Source organism: Rhodococcus sp. DMF-1 (assembly GCF_021441945.1).
GTDB lineage: Bacteria > Actinomycetota > Actinomycetes > Mycobacteriales > Mycobacteriaceae > Rhodococcus > Rhodococcus ruber.
Window position 1 is genome coordinate 2,865,103 of sequence record NZ_CP090442.1, and the last position, 21,999, is coordinate 2,887,101.

Below are 21,999 nucleotides of genomic sequence, written 5' to 3' on the forward strand. Positions count from 1 at the left end.
AGTCAGGATCCCTTCGCCGGAACGATCTGCAGGTACACCATCGTCAGGATCAGGTTCGCGAAGAACAACAGGAGGAAGGTGATGACGACGGTCTGGTTGACGGCCTCACCGACACCCTTCGGTCCGGCGCCGGGGTGCAGGCCCTTGTAGGCCGCGACGACGCCGGCGATGACACCGAAGATCGCTGCCTTGATCTCGGCCACGTAGAGGTCGGGTAGCTGGGCCAGGGCCGAGAAGGATGCCAGGTAGGCGCCCGGAGTTCCGCCCTGCAGGATGACGTTGAAGAAGTAGCCGCCGGCGATGCCGACCACGGACACCAGCCCGTTGAGCAGCAGCGCGACGAGCACCATCGCGAGCACGCGCGGGACCACGAGGCGTTGCACCGGGTTGATACCGAGCACCTCCATCGCGTCGATCTCCTCGCGGATCGTGCGTGACCCGAGGTCGGCGGTGACCGCGGAACCGGCCGCGCCGGCGATCAGCAGCGCGGTCACGATGGGACTGCCCTGCTGGATCACCGCCAGTACGCTGGCGGCGCCGGTGAACGACTCCGCGCCGAGCTGCTTGATCAGCGACCCGGTCTGCAGCGAGACGACGGCACCGAACGGAATCGCCACGAGGGCGGTGGGCAGGATCGTCACGCTCGCGATGAACCACGCCTGCTCGATGAACTCGCGGAACTGGAACGGCCGGCGGAACAGGTTGCGCACGACGTCGACGAACAACTCGACGATGTTTCCGGCCTGGGTGAGTGCACCGTGTATCGGACGCACGAACGAGCTGGTGCCCGAACCGACCCCCATGTGTTCTCCTAGCTGGTGTGGTGGCGGGCGGACTCGTCGTACCCGTCACCGGGGTACGCCGGAATGACCTGCGTGTCGTCGTCGCGGTAGGAATGGTCCTGATACGCCGGTGCCGCGTGCGATCCGTTGCTCTCCTCGAAGGATTCGAGGATGGCGTGCTGGGCGGGCTCGGGCAGGGTGTGGAGGATGTGCCGCACCCGGTCCTGCCGGCGGCGCACCGCCTGCCGCTCGGGCATCCCCGGGGTGGCTTTCATCTGCGGGACGATGCCCTCGATGTCGTCCACGCCACCGGCGTGATGCCCGGCCTCGACGAGCGCCTGTTCCTGCGCCATCGTGGCCTCGTCCTTCTCCTCCGACATCCCGATCGGCCCGATCATGGTGCCGTTGAGGAACTGCTTGACCACCGGCTCGTCGCTGGTGAGCAGCACCTCACGCGGACCGAACATCACCAGTTCGCGCCGGAACAGCATGCCGATGTTGTCCGGCACCGTGCGCGCCAGGTTGATGTTGTGCGAGACGATCAGGATCGTCGCGTCGATCTCGGCGTTGATGTCGATCAGTGTCTGGGAGATGTAGGTGGTCCGCACGGGGTCGAGTCCCGAGTCCGGCTCGTCGACCAGGATGATCTGCGGGTCGAGCACCAGTGCCCGCGCCAGCCCGGCGCGCTTGCGCATGCCGCCGGAGATTTCGCCGGGCAGCTTGTCCTCGGCGCCGAGCAGACCGACGAGCTCGAGCTTGTCCATCACGATCTTGCGGATGTCGGACTCGGACTTCTTGGTGTGCTCGCGCAGCGGGAACGCCACGTTGTCGTAGAGGTTCATCGACCCGAACAGCGCGCCGTCCTGGAACAGCACCCCGAACAGCTTGCGGATCTCGTAGAGCTCCTTGCTCGAGCACTGCAGGATGTCGGTGCCGTCGATGACGATCGAGCCCTGCTCCGGCCGCAGCAGACCGATCAGCGACTTGAGGAACACCGACTTGCCCGTGCCGGACGGGCCCAGCAGGGCACTCACCTCGCCCGCCGGGAGGGTCAACGTCACATCCTGCCAGATCCGCTGAGACCCGAAGGACTTCGTCAAGCCCTCGACAGCTACTTCGACTCCCACCATTACCTCCGCACGGCTCGATGCTGTTCCCCACTGTGGATTGCGTCACTGTAGCGCATCGAAGTGTTACCTGTGACACGGGATCCTACTAGCGAGTAAGAACACAGGTCAACTCGGGCATAACACCCGTCGATCAGGGTGATGACCTGCGTCTTTGCCGTCCCCGTGCGGCATTGACGTCAACCTATCGCGGATGCATTCCGCGTGCCCGCCGAACCGGTCACGAATGCGCGAAAAGGCCGCTGCCCACGGACGTGAATCCGTGGGCAGCGGCCTTGCCGGATCGCTCGACCGGAGTCGAGCAGCCTCGCACCTCTTACTTGACGGTGACCTTGGCGCCGGCCTCTTCGAGCTTCGCCTTGGCGGCGTCGGCAGCGTCCTTGGCGACCTTCTCCAGGATCGGCTTCGGAGCGCCCTCGACGAGGTCCTTGGCCTCCTTCAGGCCGAGGCCCGAAACGATCTCGCGGACGACCTTGATGACCTGGATCTTCTTGTCGCCGGCACCCTCGAGGATGACGTCGAACTCGTCCTGCTCGGACTCGGCCTCGGCGGCAGCGGCCGGGGCGCCGGCAGCGGCGACGGCGACCGGAGCGGCAGCGGTGACCTCGAAGGTCTCCTCGAAGGCCTTCACGAACTCCGAGAGCTCGAGGAGGGTCAGTTCCTTGAACGCGTCGAGCAGCTCTTCGGTGGTGAGCTTCGCCATGGTGGCGGTCCTTCCTTGTGGATCCCATGTCGCTGATCCGCGACCGGATGGGATACGCGCCGGGGCGCGCGGGGTGGGTGGGTCAGTGATTCGCGAGGGTGCGGATCAGCTTGCGGCAGACTCCTGGTCCGCCTTCTTCTCCTGCAGAGCGGCCGCGAGACGGGCCACCTGCGAGGCAGGAGCGTTGAACAGGCCGGCGGCCTTTGCCAAGTTGCCCTTCATCGCGCCGGCGAGCTTGGCCAACAGCACCTCGCGGGACTCGAGGTCCGCGATCTGGTTGACCTGTTCCACGGACAGCGCAGCGCCGTCCATGTAGCCGCCCTTGATGACGAGCGCCTTGTTGTCCTTCGCGAAGGTCTTCAGGGCCTTCGCAGCGTCGACCGGCTCGCCCTTGATGAACGCAATGGCGGTCGGTCCGACGAACAGGTCGTCAAGGCCCTCGACGCCCGCCTCTGCGGCGGCACGCTTGACCAGGGTGTTCTTGGCGACGGAGTAGGTGGCACCCTCTCCGAGAGCGCGTCGCAGCTGCGTCAGACTGGTCACCGACAGACCACGGAACTCCGTGATCACGGCGGCAGTCGAGTCCTTGAACTGCTCGGTGATCTCCGCAACCGCGGAAACCTTCTCAGGCTTTGCCATACTTCGCCTCCTCTCAGTAACAGTCGTTTTCCCGCTCGGGAAGTTCCACTCGAAATCCGTAAAATGCAAAACGCCCCGGTGCAGGGCACACGGGGCGTACAGAGAGAAGGACGGCATCGCGAACGATGTCGTATCTCCCCTACCTCGTCCTCCTGCGTGGGCCGCCGGGCAATCCCGGACCTTCAACCGAATCCACACGCGGACCCGGTGACCAACGGTCTTGGGTAGAACATGATCGGGGTGAAGATCGGCACGCGCCGAACTCCGCGAGCCAGCGTACCCGACGGGACGCGCCGACGCAAAACGGCCGGCACGGAGCAGTTCCGTGCCGGCCGTTCGTGCGTTGCCTGCGAAGACCGGGTACCGGTCTCCTTACTCGGCGTCCTCGAGGAGGTTCCGGGTGCGCGACGGATCCACCGGGATGCCCGGGCCGGTGGTGGTCGCGATGGTGACCTTCTTGACGTAACGCCCCTTCGCGGTGGACGGCTTCGCACGCAGGACCTCGTCCAGCGCGGCAGCGTAGTTCTCCACCAGCTTCGCGTCGTCGAACGACGCCTTGCCGATCACGAAGTGCAGGTTCGAGTTCTTGTCGACGCGGAAGTTGATCTTGCCGCCCTTGATGTCGGCGACGGCCTTCGTGACGTCCGGGGTGACCGTGCCCGTCTTCGGGTTCGGCATCAGACCGCGCGGACCGAGGACACGCGCGATGCGGCCGACCTTGGCCATCTGGTCCGGGGTCGCGATCGCGGCGTCGAAGTCCAGCCAGCCGCCCTGGATCCGCTCGATCAGGTCCTCGGCGCCGACGGCGTCCGCACCGGCGGCCTCGGCCTCGGCGGCCTTCTCGCCCACCGCGAACACGATGACGCGGGCGGTCTTACCGGTGCCGTGCGGCAGGTTGACCGTGCCGCGGACCATCTGGTCCGCCTTGCGGGGGTCCACACCGAGGCGCATGGCGACCTCGACGGTGGCGTCGTAGTTCTTCGACGAGGTGTCCTTCGCGAGCCGAGCGGCCGCGAGGGGGCTGTAGAGCGTCGAGGCGTCGATCTTCTCAGCGGCGGCGAGGTACGCCTTGCTGCGCTTTGCCATTGTTCTGTCCTAACTTGTCACCGGAAGGTGAACGGTTCGGTCGTGGTTGTCGAGCCTGGCCGGCCCTCCCACGGATTAATGCTGCCGGGCACTGGGCCCTGCGGGTCCCGAGCGGCGCTGCGCTCAGCCCTCGACCGTGATGCCCATCGAACGCGCGGTGCCGGCGATGATCTTCGCGGCGGCCTCGACGTCGTTGGCGTTCAGGTCTTCCTGCTTGGTCTTGGCGATCTCGCGCACCTGGTCCATGGTGACCTTCGCGACCTTGGTCTTGTGCGGCTCGCCGGAGCCCTTCTGCACACCCGCGGCCTTCAGCAGCAGCTTGGCTGCCGGCGGGGTCTTGAGCTTGAAGTCGAACGAGCGGTCCTCGTAGACCGTGATCTCGACCGGCACGACGTTGCCGCGCTGCGACTCGGTCGCCGCGTTGTACGCCTTGCAGAACTCCATGATGTTGACGCCGTGCTGACCCAGCGCGGGGCCGACCGGCGGAGCCGGGTTGGCCTGACCTGCCTGGATCTGGAGCTTGATGAGCCCGGCAATCTTCTTCTTCTTCGGGGGCATCTCTATTCCTAGTTTCTTGCTCGGTGTGGTTCTTGCGTACTGCTATCGCAAGTTTGAGTGGGTCGGACCGTCAGATCTTCGACACCTGGTTGAAGGACAGCTCCACCGGGGTCTCACGACCGAAGATCGACACCAGGACCTTGAGCTTCTGCTGCTCGGCGTTGACCTCGCTGATCGACGCCGGCAGCGTCGCGAAGGGCCCGTCCATGACGGTGACGGACTCGCCGACCTCGAAGTCCACCTCGATGGTGGGCTTGGCAGCCGTCGCAGCGCCTTCGGCGGCACTGGTCGCGGCGGCGGGCTTCTTCTTCGCCTGCTGCGGCAGGAGGAACTTCACGACCTCCTTGATCGTCAGCGGCGACGGGCGCGAGGTGGCACCCACGAATCCGGTGACGCCGGGGGTGTTGCGCACCGCGCCCCACGATTCGTCGTTCAGTTCCATCCGCACCAGGATGTAGCCCGGCAGGACCTTGCGGTTGACCTGCTTGCGCTGGCCGTTCTTGATCTCGGTGACCTCTTCGGTGGGCACCTCGACCTGGAAGATGTACTCCCCGAGGTCCAGGTTCTGCACGCGGGTCTCGAGGTTGGCCTTGACCTTGTTCTCGTAACCGGCGTAGGAGTGCACGACGTACCAGTCGCCGGGCTCGAGCCGAAGCTGCTTCTCGAGGGCCTCCGCGGGATCGACCTCCTCGGCCGGGGCCTCCGCGGGCGCCTCGGGCTCGTCACCGGCCGTCTCGTCGGTTTCGATGCCCGTCTCTGCCGTCTCGTCGGCCGGTTCCCCGTCCGTCTCGTCGGCCGGTTCCCCTGCCGACTCGTCGGCCGCGTCCACGGTCACGGAGTCGTCGACAAAGACCTCGTCCGAAACGCGCTCTTCGGCCGAGGGCTCGTAGGAGTCGTTCTCGGGGGTGCTCACCGGGCACTTTCCTCTCGTCGATCACATTTGCCGGCACGCTGACGCGCTAGCCGAACAACCAGCTGACGCCCTTCACGAACGCCAGATCCAATCCAAAGATGAACGCGGTCATGACCGCCACGAAGACCACGACGACCGTCGTGTACGTGACCAGCTGCTTGCGATTCGGCCAGATCACCTTGCGCAGCTCGGCGAGGACCTCACGGAAGAAGCGCCGCAGGCGCTTGAAGATGTTCTCGGTGCCCTGGGCACCGGAGCGAGCGGCGGACGTGGCCGGCTTCGATTCGGGCCGGCGACCTGCCGCCACCGCGGTCGACGCCGGAGCAGCGGAACGCCGCGGGGACTTCTTGCCGGTGGGGGCAGCGGATGCGGAGGAAGCGCCGGGGGTCGCGTCGGTCGCCGATCCGGCGTCCTCAGGGCTGGAAGTCCCTGCGGTACCGCCGTCGCGCTTACCGCGCTCCTCGCTCACATCGTTCCTCTCGGTCGCTGGCCGTCCGGGGGCAGGGGCGACAGGACTTGAACCTGCAACCTGCGGTTTTGGAGACCGCTGCTCTGCCAATTGAGCTACGCCCCTCTGGTCGATGCCTCCGCCGGAAAACCGGCGTCTCGATCGACCCATCTGCGACCACATGACATGCGCGCCACCCCGTGAGCCGTTACGGCCTTCGAGAGCAGCGCGCTGCGCTATGCGATCCCAGAAGTCTTAGTGTACTTCATAGCCCCGGGACAAACCCAATCCGCCGGCCGGTCAGGCCAGACGGACCGTTGCCGTGGCCCGCCCGAAGATCTTACGTCCCTCGGACTTCGCCACGATCGCGACCACTGCTGTCTTGCTGTCCGCGTCCACCGACTTGACCTTGCCGGAGAACTCCACCTCGGCGGCCCGGTGGGCCTCGACGTAGACCGGACTGGTGAACCGAACGTTGTACTCGGTCACCGCCCCTGGGTCACCGAGCCAGTCGGTGACGAAGCCGGCCGCGATGCCCATGGAGAGCATGCCGTGGCCGACCACGTCGCGCAAGCCGGCGAGCTTGGCGACCTCGTCGCTCCAGTGGATCGGATTGGGATCACCCGACACACCCGCGTAGTTCACGAGGTTGCCACGGGTGAGCGTCACCACCCGCACGGGCAGCTCCTCACCGACGGCGACGTCCTCGAACCTACGGCGCGACATGCATCATCACATCCTTGACTGCGTGGGCGATGTTCTCGTCCACCTCGCCACCGGTGCGGCCCACCAGGGTGGTCCACGAGGTCATCACGAGGTTGTCGTGCTGATCGGTGATGATGTTCTTGGTGGTGATGATGTCGCTGCCGGCAGCCTGACGGAAATCGTCGAGGTACACGTCGCAGAACAACCGATCGCCCACCTGGATGGGCCGGTGGAACACCAGCCGCTGGTCCGTCTGCATGATCTGGCTGAGGTCGTATCCGGTGACGACCTCGTCGAACAGCTTGCGCTGGGCGATCATGCCGACGATGGAGATGAAGGTGAGGGGCGCGACGAGGCCGTCGTAGCCGAGGCCCTTCGCCGCTTCCTCGTCGTGATGTGCCGGATTGTTGTCCAGCACGGCGCGCGCATACTCGCGGACCTTTTCCCGCCCGACCTCGTAGAAGTCCTCGACGCGATAGTGGTGACCGACCATCGAGGCCGCATGTGCCGCTACATCGAACTGGATCCCGGCCTGTTCGGTGCCGTCCACGACCGATTCTTCACTCACGAATGTGCCCGTCATACGCAGAACTCCCGCAACTTCGCCCGGACGCCGGCCGGCGTGGGCGATTGTGCGGGGAGCTCACGCGTCGACGTCGACCCTGTACGACTACTTCGACTCGCGGTGTGCGCGATGAGTGCCGCAGTTGGGGCAGAACTTCTTCAGCTCCAACCGGTCGGGGTCGTTGCGACGGTTCTTCTTCGTGATGTAGTTGCGGTGCTTGCACACCTCGCAGGCCAGGGTGATCTTCGGCCGCACGTCGGTGGAGGAGGCCACGGGATGCCTTCTTTCGCGTCAATCTGATCAACGACGATCAGGGTGGTTCATTCAACTGTGGTAGCGGTGACCGGACTTGAACCGGCGACGCAACGATTATGAGTCGTTTGCTCTACCAACTGAGCTACACCGCCTCGGTGTCGAGTGTCGCGAACAACGGCGGCACCACAATCCAGCGAGCCCCCTGACGGAATCGAACCGTCGACCTTTTCCTTACCATGGAAACGCTCTGCCGACTGAGCTAAGGGGGCGCGACCACCGTGAGCATCTCTGCTCGCTGCGGCCTCCAAAAGATTACACACACTCCTCTGCAGGAACAAAATCGCCAGTTCAGGGGCCGTAAATCGACTTTTTCACCCCTCGGCCGAACACCCGGAGGCGCTCTGAAGTCTGCGCCCGCCGAAACCCGGCGACTGGTCGGTACCGGAACGTCTGCGAACGCAGAACGGCCCCGATCCGTTCGGATCGGGGCCGTTCCGGTGGCAGGTGTAGGATTCGAACCTACGTAGGCGTAAGCCGACGGATTTACAGTCCGCTCCCATTGGCCGCTCGGGCAACCTGCCGGGCGCGATCGGGACCGTGTCCCTGGCGCGTTTGAAACAATACAACGCACACCCCCCTGTTGTGCAAACCGGGTGGACAGCGGCACTGCGCCACCCGATAGCGTCGGGGCGGCAACCCGTACAGAACCGATCCGAAGTGGAGTGCACGTGGCTGATTCGTCGTTCGATGTGGTGAGCAAGGTCGACCGCCAGGAGGTGGACAACGCGCTGAACCAGGCCGCCAAGGAACTCGGCACCCGTTTCGACTTCCGCAACACCGGGGCGGGCATCGAGTGGAGCGGCGAAGAGTCCATCACCCTGACCGCCGACACGGAGGAACGCGTCAAGGCCGCCCTCGAGGTGTTCAAGGAGAAGCTGATCCGGCGCAATCTGTCCCTGAAGTCCTTCGACGCCGGCGAGCCCACCCAGTCCGGCAAGGTCTACAAGATCAGCGGGTCCCTGGTGCAGGGCATCAGCACCGAGAACGCCAAGAAGATCTCCAAGCTGATCCGCGACGAGGGACCCAAGGGTGTCAAGGCGCAGATCCAGGGCGAGGAGCTGCGCGTGACCAGCAAGAAGCGCGACGACCTGCAGGCCGTGATCGCACTGCTCAAGAACGCCGACCTCGACATCGCGCTGCAGTTCGTCAACTACCGGTAGGCAGTGCATCGACTACCAGTGCGTCCGGTAGCCGGTGCGGGCGGTAGGCAGTGCGTCCGGTAGGCAGTGCGTCCGGTAGGCAGTGCGTCCGGTAGGCAGTGCGGGCGTCAGCCCCCGCGGGCCATGCGCTCGAGCCGGTCGATGCGCTCCGCCATGGGCGGGTGGGTCGAGAACAATCGGCTCACCCGCTCCCCCGGACGGAACGGGTTCGCGATCATCATGTGCGACTGCGCGGCGATCCGAGGCTCGGGGGGCAGGGGCGCCGCCCGGGTGCCCTGCTCGAGTTTGCGCAGCGCCGAGGCCAGCGCCAGCGGATCTCCGGTGAGTTCGGCGCCGGACTGATCCGCCTGGTACTCGCGGGAACGCGACACCGCGAGCCGGACGACGGTCGCCGCGATCGGACCGAGCAGCGACACCAGCAGCAGGGCCAGCGGATTCGTGCCCTGGTCGCGGTTGCCGAACATGTTCGCGAAGAACGCGAGATTCGCCAGCCCCGAGATCACCGCCGCCATCGCACCGGCCACCGAGGAGATCAGGATGTCCCGGTTGTAGACGTGCGACAGCTCGTGCCCGAGCACCGCGCGCAACTCCCGCTCGTTCAGGATCTGCAGGATCCCGGACGTGCAGCACACCGCCGCATGGCGGGGATTGCGGCCGGTCGCGAACGCGTTGGGTGCGCTGGTCGGGCTGATGTACAGCCGGGGCATCGGCTGATGCGCCGTGGTCGCCAGCTCGCGCACGATCCGGTAGATCACCGGCGCCTGTACCTCGGTGATCGGCTGGGCATGCATGGCCCGCAACGCCAGCTTGTCGCTGTTGAAGTAGGCGTAGGCGTTCATCCCGACGGCCAGGACGATCGACCCGATCAGGATCGTCGGGTTGCGGAACAGGGCGCCGATGAACACGATGAGGGCGGACATCCCGATGAGGAGCCCCGCCGTCTTCAGCCGGTTCGCATTCCCGTGCACGTCACGCCTCTTCCCGTCGATCTTGCCCCAGCATTCAACGAAGCAGGGTGGGGAGCGGGTTCCCTGCCGTCATCGGCTGCAGCGGCCTCCCGACGTCCGGGTTCCTACCCCACGCGCGCGATCGTGTAGTCGACGAGCCGGCGCAGGGCCTCGTTCGCCGGTCCCGGCGGCAGCGACTCCAGTTCCGTGCGGGCCTTGTCCGCGTACTCGCCCAGCGTCCGCTTCGCGGCCGCCATTCCCGGCGACCGCGCCAGCAGCTCCAGGGCCTCGGCGACGGCGGCCTCGTCCTCGACCGGTCCGGCGAGCAGTTCGCGCAGCCGATCGGCGTCGGGCCCGGTCTCACGGAAGGCGTAGAGGACCGGCAGGGTGTGGACACCCTCGCGCAGATCCGTCCCCGGGGTCTTGCCGGACTCCGTCGACGCCGACGAGATGTCGATGATGTCGTCGGCGATCTGGAACGCGGTGCCGACGGCGTCGCCGAGCCGCTCCAGATGCGCGATCTGGTCCGGGTCGGCGCCGGAGAACGTCCCGCCGAAGCGTCCGCTCGTCGCGATCAGCGAGCCGGTCTTCTCCCACACCACCTTCAGGTAGTGCTCGACCGGGTCCCGTTCCTTCCCGCTGCCGATGGTCTCGCGCATCTGTCCGGTCACGAGCTCGGCGAACGTCTCGGCGATGGTCCGTACCGCAGCGGGACCGAGCGTCGACACCAGTCGCGACGCATGCGCGAACAGGAAGTCCCCGGCGAGGATGGCCACGCTGTTGCTCCACCGCGCGTTCGCGCTGGGTGCGCCCCGGCGCATGGTGGCCTCGTCCATCACGTCGTCGTGGTACAGCGTGGCCAGGTGCACGAGTTCGACCGCGGTCGCCGCCGTCACGACCGCCGGATCGTTCGGCTTCGGACCGAGCTGGGCGGTCAGGAGGGTGAACAGCGGACGGAACCGCTTGCCGCCGGCCTTGGCGAGATGCAGTGCGACCTCGGTCAGGAAGTCCTCGCCGTCGGAGAGCTCGGAGATCAGCACTTCCTCGACCCGGGCGAGACCGTCCCGGACGGCGCCCGCCAGGACCGGATCGCCGAGGTCCACCCCGGCCACCACCGTGTCCGACGTCGCGCCGGACGGACCGGCGGACTGCGCCGCCCCTTCAGTGCTCACGATGAGGTACCCATCCTGTTCTGTCGACCCGGCTACCGCTGTCCGCTGTCGAATCGGCTCCACGGTAGTGAACCTAGCCGCTCCGCCGGTCGGCTACCTCCCCGAGGCACCGAAGCCGTACCTGGAAGGATGGAGCCGTGGTGGCAGAACACGCTGGGTCCGAACCGCGGCCCGACCTTCCGGAGCTCCCCGACCGTACCGACGTGCTCGTCGTCGGCGCAGGTCCTGCCGGGTCGGCGGCCGCCGCCTGGGCGGCCCGCGCCGGCCGCGACGTACTGCTCGTCGATGCCGCGACCTTCCCCCGGGACAAGACGTGCGGCGACGGCCTGACCCCGCGGGCGGTGGCCGAACTCGACCGCCTCGGCCTCGGCGACTGGGTGCGCACGCGCACCGTCAACCGGGGCCTGCGGCTCGAAGGCTTCGGTCGCAGCCTCGAACTTCCGTGGCCGTCGGGTTCCTTCCCGGCCCAGGGCAGCGCCGTGCCACGCACCGAACTCGACGACCGGATCCGCCGCGTCGCCCTCGAGTCGGGCGCCGCGGCCGCCGAGGGAACCAAGGCCGTCGCCGTCGAGCGCGAGGGAACGCGGGTGACCGCGGTGACCTTCGCGACCGCGCGCGGTCCGCGCACCGTCGGGTGCGAACGACTCGTCGTGGCGGACGGGGTCCGTTCTCCGCTGGGCAGGCTGCTCGGCCGGCAGTGGCATCGCGACACCGCGTACGGGGTCGCGGCCCGCGCCTACGCCACCTCCCCCCGCAGCGACGACCCGTGGATCACGTCGCACCTGGAGCTGCGCGACGACGCCGGCACGCTGCACCCGGGCTACGGCTGGGTGTTCCCCCTCGGCACCGGGGAGGTCAACATCGGCGTGGGCACGCTCGCCACCTCCAAGCGGCCGGCCGTCGGGTCGCTGCGCCCGCTGATCGAGCTGTATGCGTCGCGGCGGCGCGGCGAGTGGGGACTCGGCGAGACGACCCGGGTGGCGTCGGCGCTGCTGCCGATGGGCGGTGCGGTGTCCGGTGTGGCGGGCCCGAACTGGGCCCTGGTCGGCGACGCCGCGGCGTGTGTGAATCCGCTCAACGGCGAGGGCATCGACTACGGCCTCGAGGGTGGGCGGCTCGTCGCCGGCGTCCTGGATGCGGACGATCTCACGCAGCTGTGGCCGGCCCTGCTGCGCGAGCGCTACGGGCGGGCGTTCTCCGCAGCCCGGCGACTGGCCGGGCTGCTGACGTTGCCGCGGTTTCTGCCGGCCACCGGGCCTGTGGGGATGAGTTCGACGTCGCTGATGACGGTGGCCGTCCGGGTGATGGGCAACCTCGTCACCGAGCGCGACGAGGATGTCGTCGCACGGGCGTGGCGGGCCGGGGGCGGCGCGTCGCTGCGCTGGGACCGCCGACCGCTCTTCGCCTGAGCCGCGTCCGGTCAGCGCACCGCCCGGTGCAGGGCCACGATCCCGCCGGTGAGGTTGCGCCACTGCACCGACCGCCAGCCGGCGGCCCGGATCCGCTCGGCGAGCTCGGGTTGCGCGGGCCACGCCCGGATCGACTCGGCGAGATAGACGTACGCGTCGGGGTTGCTGCTGACGGTCCGCGCGACCCGCGGCAGTGCCCGCATCAGGTACTCGAGGTAGAGCACGCGCAGCGGAGCCGAGACGGGTGTGGCGAACTCGCACACCACGAGGCGGCCGCCGGGTTTGGTCACCCGCGCGATCTCGCGGAGCCCGGCCTCGAAGTCGGAGACGTTGCGCAGCCCGAAGGAGATGGTGGCGGCGTCGAAGACCGCGTCGGCGAAGGGCAGGCGCATCGCGTCGCCCGCGACCATCGGCACCTGCCGGAACGCGCCCGCCTGCAGCATTCCCGTGGAGAAGTCGGTGGCCACCACCCACGCACCGGACCGGCCGAGTTCCACCGTCGACACCCCGGTGCCGGCGGCCAGATCGAGGACGCGCTCCCTCGGCCGCAGGTCCAGCGCCGCCCGGGTGGCTCGTCGCCAGCTGCGGTCCTGCCCGAAGGAGAGCACGGTGTTGGTGATGTCGTATCGCTGGGCGACGCCGTCGAACATCGACGCGACCTCGCGCGGATCCTTCGCGAGCGAGGCCCGCGACCCGTGAGTAGTTGCCACGGTCGAAACGTTACCGCTACGCGCTGTGCCGACGTTACCGCTACGCGCTGTGCCGACGTTACCGCTACGCGCTGCGCCGCAGCGTGCCCGGCCGGACCGAGCAGACCTGCTCGTAGTGCCCGAGCAGTTCGTGGCACACCGCGGGCCAGGTGCGGCCGAGCACACCGCGCCGCGCGGCCGCGCCGAACCGGGCGCGCAGCACCGGGTCGGCGAGTGCGCCGACCGCGCCCGGCAGCAGGTCGGTGAAGCCGTCGACCGGCAGCCGATAGCCGTTGCGGCAGTGCGCGACGAGATCGCGTGGGCCGCCCGCGTCGGGCGCGATCGCGGGGACGCCGCTGGCGAGCGCCTCCTGCACGGCCTGGCAGAACGTCTCGTGCTCGCCCGGATGGACGAACACGTCGAGGCTCGCGTAGGCGTCGGCCAGGGCGTCACCGCCGAGGTGGCCGGTGAACACCGCCCCGGGCAGGGCCGTCTCGAGCCGGGCGCGTTCGGGGCCGTCCCCGACGACGACGAGCCGGTAGCGGGGGTCGGCCGACAGGACCGCGAGACGGTCGACGTGCTTCTCCGGGGCGAGCCGGCCCACGAAACCCACCACGAGCCGGCCGTCCGGCGACCAGGCCCGGCGCAGCGCGTCGCTGCGCCGGGCCGGGGTGAAGCGTGCGGTGTCGACGCCCCGCGCCCAGCGGTGCACCCGGGGGATGCCGTGCGCGGCGAGGTCCGCGGCGGCGGCCGTCGACGGCGCGAGCGTGCGGTCACAGGCCCGGTGGATCCGGCGTGTCCACTGCCAGGCGGCCCGGGCCGCGAGGCCGAGACCGTAGCTGGACGCGAATCCGGCGACGTCGGTCTGGTAGACCGCGACGGTGGGCAGGTCGAGCCTGCGGGCCGCGCCGAGGCCGCCGGCACCGAGCAGGAACGGCGACGCCAGGTGCACGACGTCGGGTGCGAATCCGCGCAGGATGCCGGTGAGCGCGGGCTGTGGCAGCCCCACGGGCAGGGAGCTGACCTTCGGCACGTGCACCGCCGGCACCCGATGCACCGGGATGCCGTCGTGATGGGCGGGCGCCGGCGGCAGACCGGCGACGGTGTCGGGAGCGACGACCAGGGCCTCGTGGCCGTGGCGGTCGAGGTGCTCGAGCACGCGCAACACCGAGTTGGTGACGCCGTTGACGTTCGGGAGGAAGGATTCCGCGACGATGGCTACTCGCACCGGCCCAGCATCGCCGTGGCGGCGGTCCGGGCGGGGTGGTCGAGGTGTCCGCCGGGCGAAGTTCCGGCGAATCCTCCCGGCTGCACCGCTACGCGCGCGCCTCGCTGCGCCGCCGGAGATACGTGAGCACGGGGGCCGCGACCAGCCATGTCACCACGATCAGCGAGGCGGCGGGCACGAGAGCGACCCGGGCGTCGCGGCCGGTGACCCGCACGAGGTCGGGGTCGCTGCGGGCGTATTCGACGGCGATCCGCTGCCCGGCCGTGAGTCCCGTCGGATACAGCACACCGAGCTCGGGATTGTGGGTGACACCGTCGGGGGTGACGAAGCTGATCGCCGAGCGCAGCGACCCGGCGGAAAGCACCTCTGCCGTGGCGGTGCCCATGTCGGAGGCGATCAGATGGTCGTTGCGCCACGCCGCAAGGACCAGGATCACGGCGAGCACCGAGATGCCGATCGCGACGCCGAGCACCGCCCGGCGTGCCCTGTCGATTCCGCTCATGCGTCCGTCACAGCTGGGCGCGCACGGCCGCGTGCAGTTCCCGCAGGCCGGAACGGTCGGTGATCACCTCGAGCACCCGGATGCCGCCGGGGAGCTCGGCCCGGTCGGCCAGCGCGGCGGTCAGTGCGGGAAGGTCCACCCGCTCGTGCGGTACCCGGTACGCGGCACACAGCGCGGCGAGGTCCATGCCGTGCGGGGTGCCGAACACCCGCTCGAAGACGCCGGCGTACTGCGGGTCGCCCTGCTCGAGCAGCTCGAAGATGCCGCCGCCGTCGTCGTTGGCGACGACGACGGTCAGGTTCTGCGGTCGCGGTTCGGCGGTGCCGATCAGCAGCCCCGACGCGTCGTGCAGGAACGTCAGGTCACCCATCAGGGCGACGGTGCGGCCCTGCGGGTAGGCCAGGGCGGCGCCGACGGCGGTCGAGACGGTGCCGTCGATGCCCGCGACACCCCGGTTGGAGAGCACGCGCACCCCGTCGCGCGGGTAGCTCACCAGCGCCGCGTCGCGCACCGGGTTGGAGGCCCCGAGCAGCAGCTGGTCCCCTTCCCGCAGCGCGTCGGTGACCGTCGCCGCGACGTGCAGGCCGGTCGGCTTCGGATGGGCGTCGAGCTGGGCGCGCACGGCCTTGTCGGTGTGGGCGGACAGGTTCCGGCAGCGTTCCAGCCAGGCCGGATCGGGCCGGCCGGTGACGACGGCGCGGGTGCCGGTGGCGAGGACGTTGCCGGACACGTCGGGCCAGCGCGGTCCGGTGGTGAGGGCGTACACCGCCACCGACGGATCGGCGAGCAGCTTGGAGACCGGCCGGTGCAGCGTGGGCCGGCCGGTGATGATCGCCTGCCGCGGCTTCAGATGCGGCAGCGCCATCGGATGGAGCGGGACACCGTGGAGCGGCGCGGTGGGTTCGGCCACGGTCGGCAGTGCCGACAGTTCGGGCCGGTAGGCGGAGCCGTGCCCGGAGATCACCACGGTGTCGGCGGTGATGTCGAGGTCCATCGGCACGTCGAGGGTGGCGTGCACGGTGGTGGTCCAGGCGCTGCCGTCGGGGCGGCCCTCGGGTCCCGGGCCCTGGGCGTGCACGTCCGGGACGAGCGGCTCGCGCAGCGGGATGTCGAAGTGGACCGGACCGGCGTTGCCGGAGCGGGTGCCGCGGGCGGCGGCGAGGACGCGGCTGACCGCGGAGCGCCACTGGCTGTTCTGCTCGATCCCTTCGGCCAGGCCGAGGCTGATGGTGGCGCGGACCTGGGTGCCGAACATGCCGAGCTGTTCGACGGTCTGGTTGGCGCCGGTGCCGAGCAGCTCGTAGGGCCGGTTGGCGCTGAGCACCACGAGCGGCACCCGGGCGTAGTTGGCTTCGAGCACGGCCGGCGCGAGGTTGGCGACAGCGGTGCCGGAGGTCATCACGACGGGCACCGGACGGCCGGAGGCAACCGACAGGCCGATCGCGAGGAATCCGGCGGTGCGCTCGTCGATGCGCATGTGCAGCCGCAACCGGCCCGCATTGTCGGCGGCCTGCAGCGCGAAGGCGAGCGGTGCGTTGCGGGAGCCGGGGCACAGCACCACGTCGCGGACGCCCCCTCGGGCGAGTTCGTCGACGACGGCGGTGGCCTGGGCGGTGGACGGGTTCACGGAACCCAGAGTAGTGCGGGGCGGGCGGCGCGCCCCGGTCCCCCGGACGGCGCGCCCCGGTCCCCCGGGCGGCGCGGGACGCGGGTCACAGCGACAATGGGCCGATGCGCACCGTCTTCGATCCCGGCGAGCTGGGCACCGGCCGCTTCTACCGACTGATGACCGCCACGATCGTGCCGCGGCCGATCGCGTGGGTGTCGACGGTGTCCGCAGACGGTGTGCCCAACGTCGCGCCGTACAGCTTCTTCACCGTCGCCGCCGTGGACCCGCCGGTGGTGCAGTTCACCTCGGTGGGGCGCAAGGACAGCGTCCGCAACATCGAGGAGACCGGCGAGTTCGTGATCAACGTCGCGACCGTGCCGCTGATGGAACGGGTGAACGCGACGTCGGCGGGATTCGCGCACGACGTGGACGAGTTCGCGACCGTGGGCCTGCGGCCCGAGCGCAGCGAGCGGGTGCATCCACCCCGGGTCGCGGAATCGCCGGCGGCGATCGAGTGCACTCTGCACCGGGTGATCGAGGTCGGGGACTGCTTCGTGGTGATGGGCGACGTGGTGGCCGTGTCGGTCCGGGCCGACGTACTGGCCGAGGACGGGCTGCCGGACGTGGCGGCTCTGGCACCGGCGAGCCGGCTGGGGCGGAACGAGTGGGGTCTGACACCGCGGGTGCGCCACCTCGATCGACCCGAATGATAGGTTAGCCTCCGCTGATTTTATCGTCGACCGAGTGTCGCCGACGACGCCCGGCGTCTCGGGACGGAGGTTATGTATGGCTGCGCGCACCACGACCCGGACGCCGCCCGCCACCCGCGAGATCGTCACCGCCCACGTCCTCGCGGCCGAACCACTCGGGGCGAGCTTCGTGCGCGTGACCGTCGGCGGCGACGGACTCGCCCGGTTCGCGCCGATGGGGTTCGACCAGTGGTTCCGGATGTTCCTGCCCGGTCCCGGCCGGCACGCGCCGACCCTGCCGGGAGCCGCCGACCACAGCTGGTGGCCGCAGATGCAGGCGATGCCGGAACAGATACGTCCGATCCTGCGCAACTACACGGTGCGCGACTACCGGGAGGCGGGCTGCGGCCGCTACGGGCCCGGAGCGGAACTCGTCGTGGACGTCGCGACCCACGGCGACACCGGACCGGCGTCGGCGTGGGCGCGGACAGCGGAACCGGGTGCGGCGCTCGCGCTGCTCGACGAGGGCATCATGTTCCACCGCCCGGCCGGGGCGACTTGGCAGATCGTCGTGGGCGACGAGAGTGCGCTGCCGGCGATCGCCGGGATCCTCGCCTCGTCGGCCGAGCGGAACGACGCGACGGTCACGGAGGTGTTCGTCGAGGTTTCCCACCTCGAGGACGTCGCGGCGCAGAACCTGGTGACGGGACCGCGGACCCGTGTGCATCCGGTGACCCGGACGGATGTGCGGCCCGGAGCGCAGGTGCTCGACGCGGTGCGCGCCGCGGAGCTGCCGGACGGGCCGGGCTACGGATTCGTCGTGGGAGAGTCCGGGTTGGTGACGGCGATGCGCCGTCACCTCGTGCGGGAACGGGGCCTCGAGAAGTCGGCCGTGACGTTCAGCGGGTACTGGAAGTACGGGGCCGCCGCGTACTGAGGCGGCGCCCTTCCGGCCCTGTGTGCGGGGACCGGAAGGGCGCCGTCGACGTCTCAGCCGGCGTGCTTCTGCACCAGCGCGCCCACGCGGGGCAGGGCCTCGACGACGTGCTTCTGCGCCGACGGACGCAGCTTGTCGTAGACCTTCTTGATCGCCGTGCGCGACGAGGCCGCGATGCGCGCGTCCGTCACCCCGAGCAGCGAGTCCGCCACGGTCTCGCCGCGCGCGGTGAGGTAGTCGGCGAAGTCACCGTTGCCGGCGTAGTCCTGCCAGAACGGCTGGATCTTGGCGACGAACTCCGGCAGCAGGCCCTCGACGGCGCTGGGCACGATCGACGGGCCGAGCTTCGTCACCGCCGCGTAACCGGCCTTGAGCGCGAGACCCGACGCGCCCTTCTTGTCCGCCACCTCGGCGTCGATCAGCGCCTCGACGTCGGCGACGACCGCCGGGACCTTGTCGGCGCCGAGCAGGGCATCATCCAGAGCTGCAACCACTTCCACTGCCTCCGTAATGTGACTCGTGAGTACGAACGCCCGGAACGATATACGACGACCCGAGCCGCACCTAGTCGAGCGCGGCGCGGCACCGCCGCACCCGGTCGAACCACCAGCGCGTCCGTTCGGGGTCGGCTCGCACCGTGTCGAGGAGCGCCGGATCCGGCGTCACCTGTCCCACCGGGAGCTGCCCGTCGGCCATCGTCCGTGGCGCTGCCACGTCGGCGGTGAAGAACCCGCCCGTGCCCAGTCCGCACGCGTAGGGCAGCGCGGGCAGCGCGGCCGCGGCGGCCAGTCCGGCCCCCATTCCGACGGCCGAGTCGAGTGCGCTCGACACCACCACCGGCACGCCGTGCCCGGCCAGCTCGTCGGCCAGTGCCAGCAGCCGTCGCATCCCGCCGAGCGGGGCCACCTTGACCACCGCCACGTCGGCGCCGCCGGCCCGGACCACCTTCAGGGGGTCTTCGGCGCGCCGGATGCTCTCGTCCGCCGCGATCGGCACGTCGGGCATGCGGCGACGCACCTCGACCAGTTCGGGCACGGTCGCGCAGGGTTGCTCGGCGTACTCGAGCGGGCCGTCGGCGACGAGTTCCCCGAGCGCCACGACGGCCTCGTCCACACTCCACCCGCCGTTCGCGTCGACGCGGACGTTCGGCACCAGCTCGCGCACGGCCCGCACCCGTGCGACGTCCTGCGCGAGGTCCTGTCCACGTTCGGCGACCTTGACCTTCGCGGTGCGGGCTCCGGGGAACCGGGCCAGGATCTGCGGTACGTCGCCGGGGCCGACGGCCGGGACGGTGGCGTTGACGGGGACGGTGTCCCGGCGCGAAGCCGGAGGCCCGAGCCACGCGGATTCGAGGGCCGAACGCAGCCAGTGGGCGGCCTCCTCGTCGGCGTACTCGGGGAACGGCCCGAATTCTCCCCAGCCGGCGGGACCTCGCACGAGCACGAGCTCACGTGCGGTGATGCCGCGGAACCGCACCCGCATGGGCAGCGACACCACGACGGCAGCGTCGAGGATCTCGTCGAGGGGCGGCAGGGCCGCGGCGGTCACGGCTGGCCGGGCCGCAACTGGACCATCAGGGCCTCGCAGTCGGCGAGCAGCGTGCCGTCGACGTCGCGCAGCTCGGCCGAGCAGAACAACTTGCGCCCGTCGACCCGGTCGACCCGGCCCTCGACGACGAGTTCGGTCTCGAGCGGAGTGATCTTGCGGTAGTTCACGTGCAGGTAGGCGGTGCGGGCGATGGGATGACCGGCCGCGTGGACGACCATCCCGAACAGGTCGTCGAACAGCAGTGGAAGGGTTCCGCCGTGCGCCGCGCTGTTGCCGCCGCGGTGATAGACCCGGAACGTGCCCCGCGAGCGAACCGACTCGGCATCGAACTTCTCGAGCATCCACGGCAGCATCAGCAGGCTGCCGCGGCCGGGCAGGTCGACGTTGAAGCCGGCCGGAGACCGGCCTTCGGGCACGACGTGCGGCTCGAGCAGGTCCCCGAGCGCCTCGGCTTGCTCGATGGCGCGGTCGACGACGTCGTCGGGGAGGTGGGTGGAGACGGCGAGATCCTGCAGCCGCCGCAGGGCCTCGACGAGGCGGCCGAAGTTCGGTCCGGCCTTCACGGGCGTGTACACCGGGAACCCGCCGTGATGTTCGTACTCGGCGTCCACCGTGCTGTCCGTCTGCTCGCTCATGCCTGCACGGTAACGCGTTCCAGCACGACGGTGCTCCGGCAGGACGGTGTTCCGGTCAGGACGGTGTTCCGGCAGGACGGTGTTCCGGCAGGACGGTGTTCCGGCAGGACGGTGTTCCGGCAGGACGTCGGTGCCGCGGTGGCGCATCGGAGTTCTATGGTCGACGGGTGACTTTCCATTCCGAGCTGTGGCGGCCCGTACCCGGGTTCGAGAACCTCACCGACATCACCTACCACCGGCACGTCACGCAGGGCACCGTCCGCGTCGCGTTCGACCGGCCGGAGGTGCGCAACGCGTTTCGTCCGCACACCGTCGACGAGTTGTACCGGGCGCTGGACCACGCCCGCATGACGTCCGACGTCGGCGCCGTGCTCCTCACCGGCAACGGCCCCAGCCCGAAGGACGGCGGCTGGGCCTTCTGCTCCGGCGGCGACCAGCGGATCCGTGGGCGCAGCGGCTACCAGTACGCGAACGGCGAGACCGCCGACACCGTGGACAGGGCCCGGGCGGGCCGGCTGCACATCCTCGAGGTGCAGCGGCTGATCCGGTTCATGCCGAAGGTCGTGATCGCCCTCGTCAACGGCTGGGCCGCCGGCGGTGGGCACAGTCTGCACGTCACGTGCGACCTGACGCTCGCGTCCCGGGAACACGCCCGGTTCAAGCAGACCGACGCCGACGTGGGCAGCTTCGACGGCGGCTACGGCAGCGCGTACCTCGCGAAGATGGTGGGGCAGAAGTTCGCCCGCGAGATCTTCTTCCTCGGCGAGACCTACACGGCGGAGGAGATGCACCACATGGGCGCGGTCAACCGCGTCGTCGACCACGCCGAGCTCGAGAACGTCGCGCTCGAATGGGCCGCGAAGATCAACGGCAAGTCCCCGCAGGCCCAGCGCATGCTCAAGTACGCGTTCAACCTGCAGGACGACGGGCTCGTCGGCCAGCAGCTGTTCGCGGGCGAGGCCACTCGGCTGGCGTACATGACCGACGAGGCGGTCGAGGGCCGCGACGCGTTCCTGCAGAAACGCGAACCCGACTGGTCGCCCTACCCCTGGCACTACTGAGCGGAAGTTGCCCGCGCGGAGCGGGAGGTTGTCGCCTCGTCGTCCGAGTGCAGTGCACGCCAACCTCCCGCTCGTCGCGAGAACGTCCCGATTGAAACGGTCCGAATCGGGCACACTCCTGACCATGACGGATCGCGAGCAACCACTCCCCGACCACATCCGCCCCGCCGGCGTCTCCGACGAGACGGTCGCGGCCGCCGGCAAACTCTCCGAGGCGCTCGAGACGGTCGAGCAGGCCCGCGGCAACCTGTACGCCTTCCACCAGCTGATGGGCCGCGCCGACCTGCTGCTCGGCGACGCCGTCGACAAGCTCGCCGAAGCCGGTCACCGCGAACTCGCCGACCGGGTCCGGACGGAGATGGTCGGACGCAACGTCATCGAGGGGCGGTGGACCTTCCAGATCGTGGAGGACTTCGACGACGGCTACTGGACGGAGTTCCGTGAGCTCGACCGGCAGGTGCGCGACGAGCTGGTCGCCGGCCGCCGGCATCTGTTCGAGGCCGAGATGAAGGAGGACCGCCGCACCCACGGGCGACGCGGGCACGAGGCCAGACCGGTCGAGGACGGGTGAG

26 protein-coding genes and 4 tRNA genes are annotated in these 21,999 nt (G+C 69.4%); 6 read left to right on the forward strand and 24 right to left on the reverse strand.

Annotation, left to right across the window (positions count from 1 at the left end; translation table 11 throughout):
- Positions 1 to 2 precede the first annotated feature (2 nt).
- From LZP97_RS12915 to LZP97_RS12985, 15 genes are all read right to left on the reverse strand, one after another.
- Positions 3 to 803, reverse strand: coding sequence for an MlaE family ABC transporter permease (locus tag LZP97_RS12915; protein WP_010592018.1), 801 nt, complete (start codon positions 801 to 803; stop codon positions 3 to 5).
- 8 nt (positions 804 to 811) lie between these two features.
- Entirely contained in the window at positions 812 to 1,912 is a 1,101-nt protein-coding gene (locus LZP97_RS12920; RefSeq protein WP_026137592.1) for an ABC transporter ATP-binding protein, read from the reverse strand.
- Positions 1,913 to 2,225: 313 nt separating this feature from the next.
- Positions 2,226 to 2,612 carry a 50S ribosomal protein L7/L12 gene (gene rplL, locus LZP97_RS12925; RefSeq protein WP_003937621.1) on the reverse strand — a complete coding sequence of 129 codons (387 nt, stop codon included), beginning with the start codon at positions 2,610 to 2,612 and terminating at the stop codon, positions 2,226 to 2,228.
- Positions 2,613 to 2,717: 105 nt separating this feature from the next.
- The gene (rplJ, locus tag LZP97_RS12930; RefSeq protein ID WP_003937620.1) at positions 2,718 to 3,251 is read right to left on the reverse strand and encodes a 50S ribosomal protein L10; all 534 of its coding nucleotides are present in this window, start codon (positions 3,249 to 3,251) and stop codon (positions 2,718 to 2,720) included.
- A gap of 372 nt (positions 3,252 to 3,623) precedes the next feature.
- Complete coding sequence (rplA, locus tag LZP97_RS12935) at positions 3,624 to 4,337, reverse strand: 50S ribosomal protein L1 (RefSeq protein ID WP_010592020.1); 714 nt, start codon at positions 4,335 to 4,337, stop codon at positions 3,624 to 3,626.
- Between the two features lie 123 nt (positions 4,338 to 4,460).
- Entirely contained in the window at positions 4,461 to 4,895 is a 435-nt protein-coding gene (gene rplK, locus LZP97_RS12940) for a 50S ribosomal protein L11 (protein WP_003937618.1), read from the reverse strand.
- A gap of 70 nt (positions 4,896 to 4,965) precedes the next feature.
- Complete coding sequence (gene nusG, locus LZP97_RS12945) at positions 4,966 to 5,808, reverse strand: transcription termination/antitermination protein NusG (protein WP_010592021.1); 843 nt, start codon at positions 5,806 to 5,808, stop codon at positions 4,966 to 4,968.
- 46 nt (positions 5,809 to 5,854) lie between these two features.
- Positions 5,855 to 6,277 carry a preprotein translocase subunit SecE gene (gene secE, locus LZP97_RS12950; protein ID WP_048774133.1) on the reverse strand — a complete coding sequence of 141 codons (423 nt, stop codon included), beginning with the start codon at positions 6,275 to 6,277 and terminating at the stop codon, positions 5,855 to 5,857.
- Positions 6,278 to 6,309: 32 nt separating this feature from the next.
- Positions 6,310 to 6,382: transfer RNA gene (locus tag LZP97_RS12955), tRNA-Trp, on the reverse strand.
- Between the two features lie 174 nt (positions 6,383 to 6,556).
- Positions 6,557 to 6,982: a (3R)-hydroxyacyl-ACP dehydratase subunit HadB gene (gene hadB / locus LZP97_RS12960; RefSeq protein ID WP_010592023.1), complete on the reverse strand. Its 426-nt coding sequence runs from the start codon at positions 6,980 to 6,982 to the stop codon at positions 6,557 to 6,559.
- Positions 6,969 to 7,544: a (3R)-hydroxyacyl-ACP dehydratase subunit HadA gene (hadA, locus tag LZP97_RS12965; RefSeq protein ID WP_010592024.1), complete on the reverse strand. Its 576-nt coding sequence runs from the start codon at positions 7,542 to 7,544 to the stop codon at positions 6,969 to 6,971. The genes hadB and hadA overlap by 14 nt, the downstream gene beginning before the upstream one ends.
- An 87-nt stretch (positions 7,545 to 7,631) precedes the next feature.
- A complete protein-coding gene (gene rpmG, locus LZP97_RS12970; RefSeq protein ID WP_003937613.1) occupies positions 7,632 to 7,799 on the reverse strand; it encodes a 50S ribosomal protein L33 in 168 nt (55 codons plus the stop codon).
- Between the two features lie 58 nt (positions 7,800 to 7,857).
- Positions 7,858 to 7,933 (reverse strand) — tRNA-Met (locus LZP97_RS12975).
- Between the two features lie 44 nt (positions 7,934 to 7,977).
- Positions 7,978 to 8,050: transfer RNA gene (locus LZP97_RS12980), tRNA-Thr, on the reverse strand.
- A 229-nt stretch (positions 8,051 to 8,279) separates the two neighbouring features.
- A tRNA-Tyr gene (locus LZP97_RS12985) sits at positions 8,280 to 8,362 on the reverse strand.
- A gap of 147 nt (positions 8,363 to 8,509) precedes the next feature.
- Between LZP97_RS12985 and LZP97_RS12990 the strand changes: the two genes are divergently transcribed.
- On the forward strand, positions 8,510 to 9,001 hold the full coding sequence (locus LZP97_RS12990; protein ID WP_010592025.1) for a YajQ family cyclic di-GMP-binding protein: 492 nt from the start codon (positions 8,510 to 8,512) through the stop codon (positions 8,999 to 9,001).
- Positions 9,002 to 9,108: 107 nt separating this feature from the next.
- Here LZP97_RS12990 and htpX read toward each other — a convergent pair whose 3' ends face one another.
- Both htpX and LZP97_RS13000 read right to left on the reverse strand, forming a co-directional pair.
- Positions 9,109 to 9,969 carry a zinc metalloprotease HtpX gene (gene htpX, locus LZP97_RS12995; protein WP_010592026.1) on the reverse strand — a complete coding sequence of 287 codons (861 nt, stop codon included), beginning with the start codon at positions 9,967 to 9,969 and terminating at the stop codon, positions 9,109 to 9,111.
- Between the two features lie 104 nt (positions 9,970 to 10,073).
- On the reverse strand, positions 10,074 to 11,120 hold the full coding sequence (locus LZP97_RS13000) for a polyprenyl synthetase family protein (protein ID WP_010592027.1): 1,047 nt from the start codon (positions 11,118 to 11,120) through the stop codon (positions 10,074 to 10,076).
- A gap of 137 nt (positions 11,121 to 11,257) precedes the next feature.
- Here LZP97_RS13000 and LZP97_RS13005 point away from each other — a divergent pair, with 137 nt between their 5' ends.
- Positions 11,258 to 12,529, forward strand: a complete 1,272-nt coding sequence (locus LZP97_RS13005; RefSeq protein WP_010592028.1) for a geranylgeranyl reductase family protein — start codon at positions 11,258 to 11,260, stop codon at positions 12,527 to 12,529.
- A gap of 11 nt (positions 12,530 to 12,540) precedes the next feature.
- On the opposite strand, the gene LZP97_RS13010 is transcribed toward LZP97_RS13005, so the two are convergent.
- The 4 genes from LZP97_RS13010 to menD form a co-directional block, all read right to left on the reverse strand.
- The gene (locus tag LZP97_RS13010) at positions 12,541 to 13,239 is read right to left on the reverse strand and encodes a demethylmenaquinone methyltransferase (RefSeq protein WP_082061262.1); all 699 of its coding nucleotides are present in this window, start codon (positions 13,237 to 13,239) and stop codon (positions 12,541 to 12,543) included.
- A 64-nt stretch (positions 13,240 to 13,303) separates the two neighbouring features.
- A complete protein-coding gene (locus tag LZP97_RS13015) occupies positions 13,304 to 14,446 on the reverse strand; it encodes a glycosyltransferase family 4 protein (protein ID WP_017680024.1) in 1,143 nt (380 codons plus the stop codon).
- Positions 14,447 to 14,534: 88 nt separating this feature from the next.
- A complete protein-coding gene (locus LZP97_RS13020; RefSeq protein WP_010592032.1) occupies positions 14,535 to 14,948 on the reverse strand; it encodes a DUF3592 domain-containing protein in 414 nt (137 codons plus the stop codon).
- A gap of 7 nt (positions 14,949 to 14,955) precedes the next feature.
- Complete coding sequence (menD, locus tag LZP97_RS13025; RefSeq protein WP_010592033.1) at positions 14,956 to 16,575, reverse strand: 2-succinyl-5-enolpyruvyl-6-hydroxy-3-cyclohexene-1-carboxylic-acid synthase; 1,620 nt, start codon at positions 16,573 to 16,575, stop codon at positions 14,956 to 14,958.
- 104 nt (positions 16,576 to 16,679) lie between these two features.
- On the opposite strand from menD, the gene LZP97_RS13030 reads away from it, so the two are divergent.
- Both LZP97_RS13030 and LZP97_RS13035 read left to right on the forward strand, forming a co-directional pair.
- The gene (locus LZP97_RS13030) at positions 16,680 to 17,267 is read left to right on the forward strand and encodes a flavin reductase family protein (RefSeq protein ID WP_010592034.1); all 588 of its coding nucleotides are present in this window, start codon (positions 16,680 to 16,682) and stop codon (positions 17,265 to 17,267) included.
- A 76-nt stretch (positions 17,268 to 17,343) separates the two neighbouring features.
- A complete protein-coding gene (locus LZP97_RS13035) occupies positions 17,344 to 18,183 on the forward strand; it encodes a siderophore-interacting protein (RefSeq protein ID WP_010592035.1) in 840 nt (279 codons plus the stop codon).
- A gap of 53 nt (positions 18,184 to 18,236) precedes the next feature.
- Here LZP97_RS13035 and LZP97_RS13040 read toward each other — a convergent pair whose 3' ends face one another.
- The 3 genes from LZP97_RS13040 to LZP97_RS13050 form a co-directional block, all read right to left on the reverse strand.
- A complete protein-coding gene (locus LZP97_RS13040) occupies positions 18,237 to 18,677 on the reverse strand; it encodes a DUF6918 family protein (protein ID WP_026137595.1) in 441 nt (146 codons plus the stop codon).
- A 70-nt stretch (positions 18,678 to 18,747) separates the two neighbouring features.
- Positions 18,748 to 19,731: an o-succinylbenzoate synthase gene (locus LZP97_RS13045; protein ID WP_040271952.1), complete on the reverse strand. Its 984-nt coding sequence runs from the start codon at positions 19,729 to 19,731 to the stop codon at positions 18,748 to 18,750.
- A complete protein-coding gene (locus tag LZP97_RS13050) occupies positions 19,728 to 20,366 on the reverse strand; it encodes a PaaI family thioesterase (RefSeq protein WP_010592038.1) in 639 nt (212 codons plus the stop codon). The genes LZP97_RS13045 and LZP97_RS13050 overlap by 4 nt, the downstream gene beginning before the upstream one ends.
- A gap of 167 nt (positions 20,367 to 20,533) precedes the next feature.
- On the opposite strand from LZP97_RS13050, the gene LZP97_RS13055 reads away from it, so the two are divergent.
- Both LZP97_RS13055 and LZP97_RS13060 read left to right on the forward strand, forming a co-directional pair.
- The gene (locus LZP97_RS13055) at positions 20,534 to 21,427 is read left to right on the forward strand and encodes a 1,4-dihydroxy-2-naphthoyl-CoA synthase (RefSeq protein ID WP_003937599.1); all 894 of its coding nucleotides are present in this window, start codon (positions 20,534 to 20,536) and stop codon (positions 21,425 to 21,427) included.
- Positions 21,428 to 21,551: 124 nt separating this feature from the next.
- The gene (locus tag LZP97_RS13060) at positions 21,552 to 21,998 is read left to right on the forward strand and encodes a hypothetical protein (protein WP_048774141.1); all 447 of its coding nucleotides are present in this window, start codon (positions 21,552 to 21,554) and stop codon (positions 21,996 to 21,998) included.
- Position 21,999 lies beyond the last annotated feature (1 nt).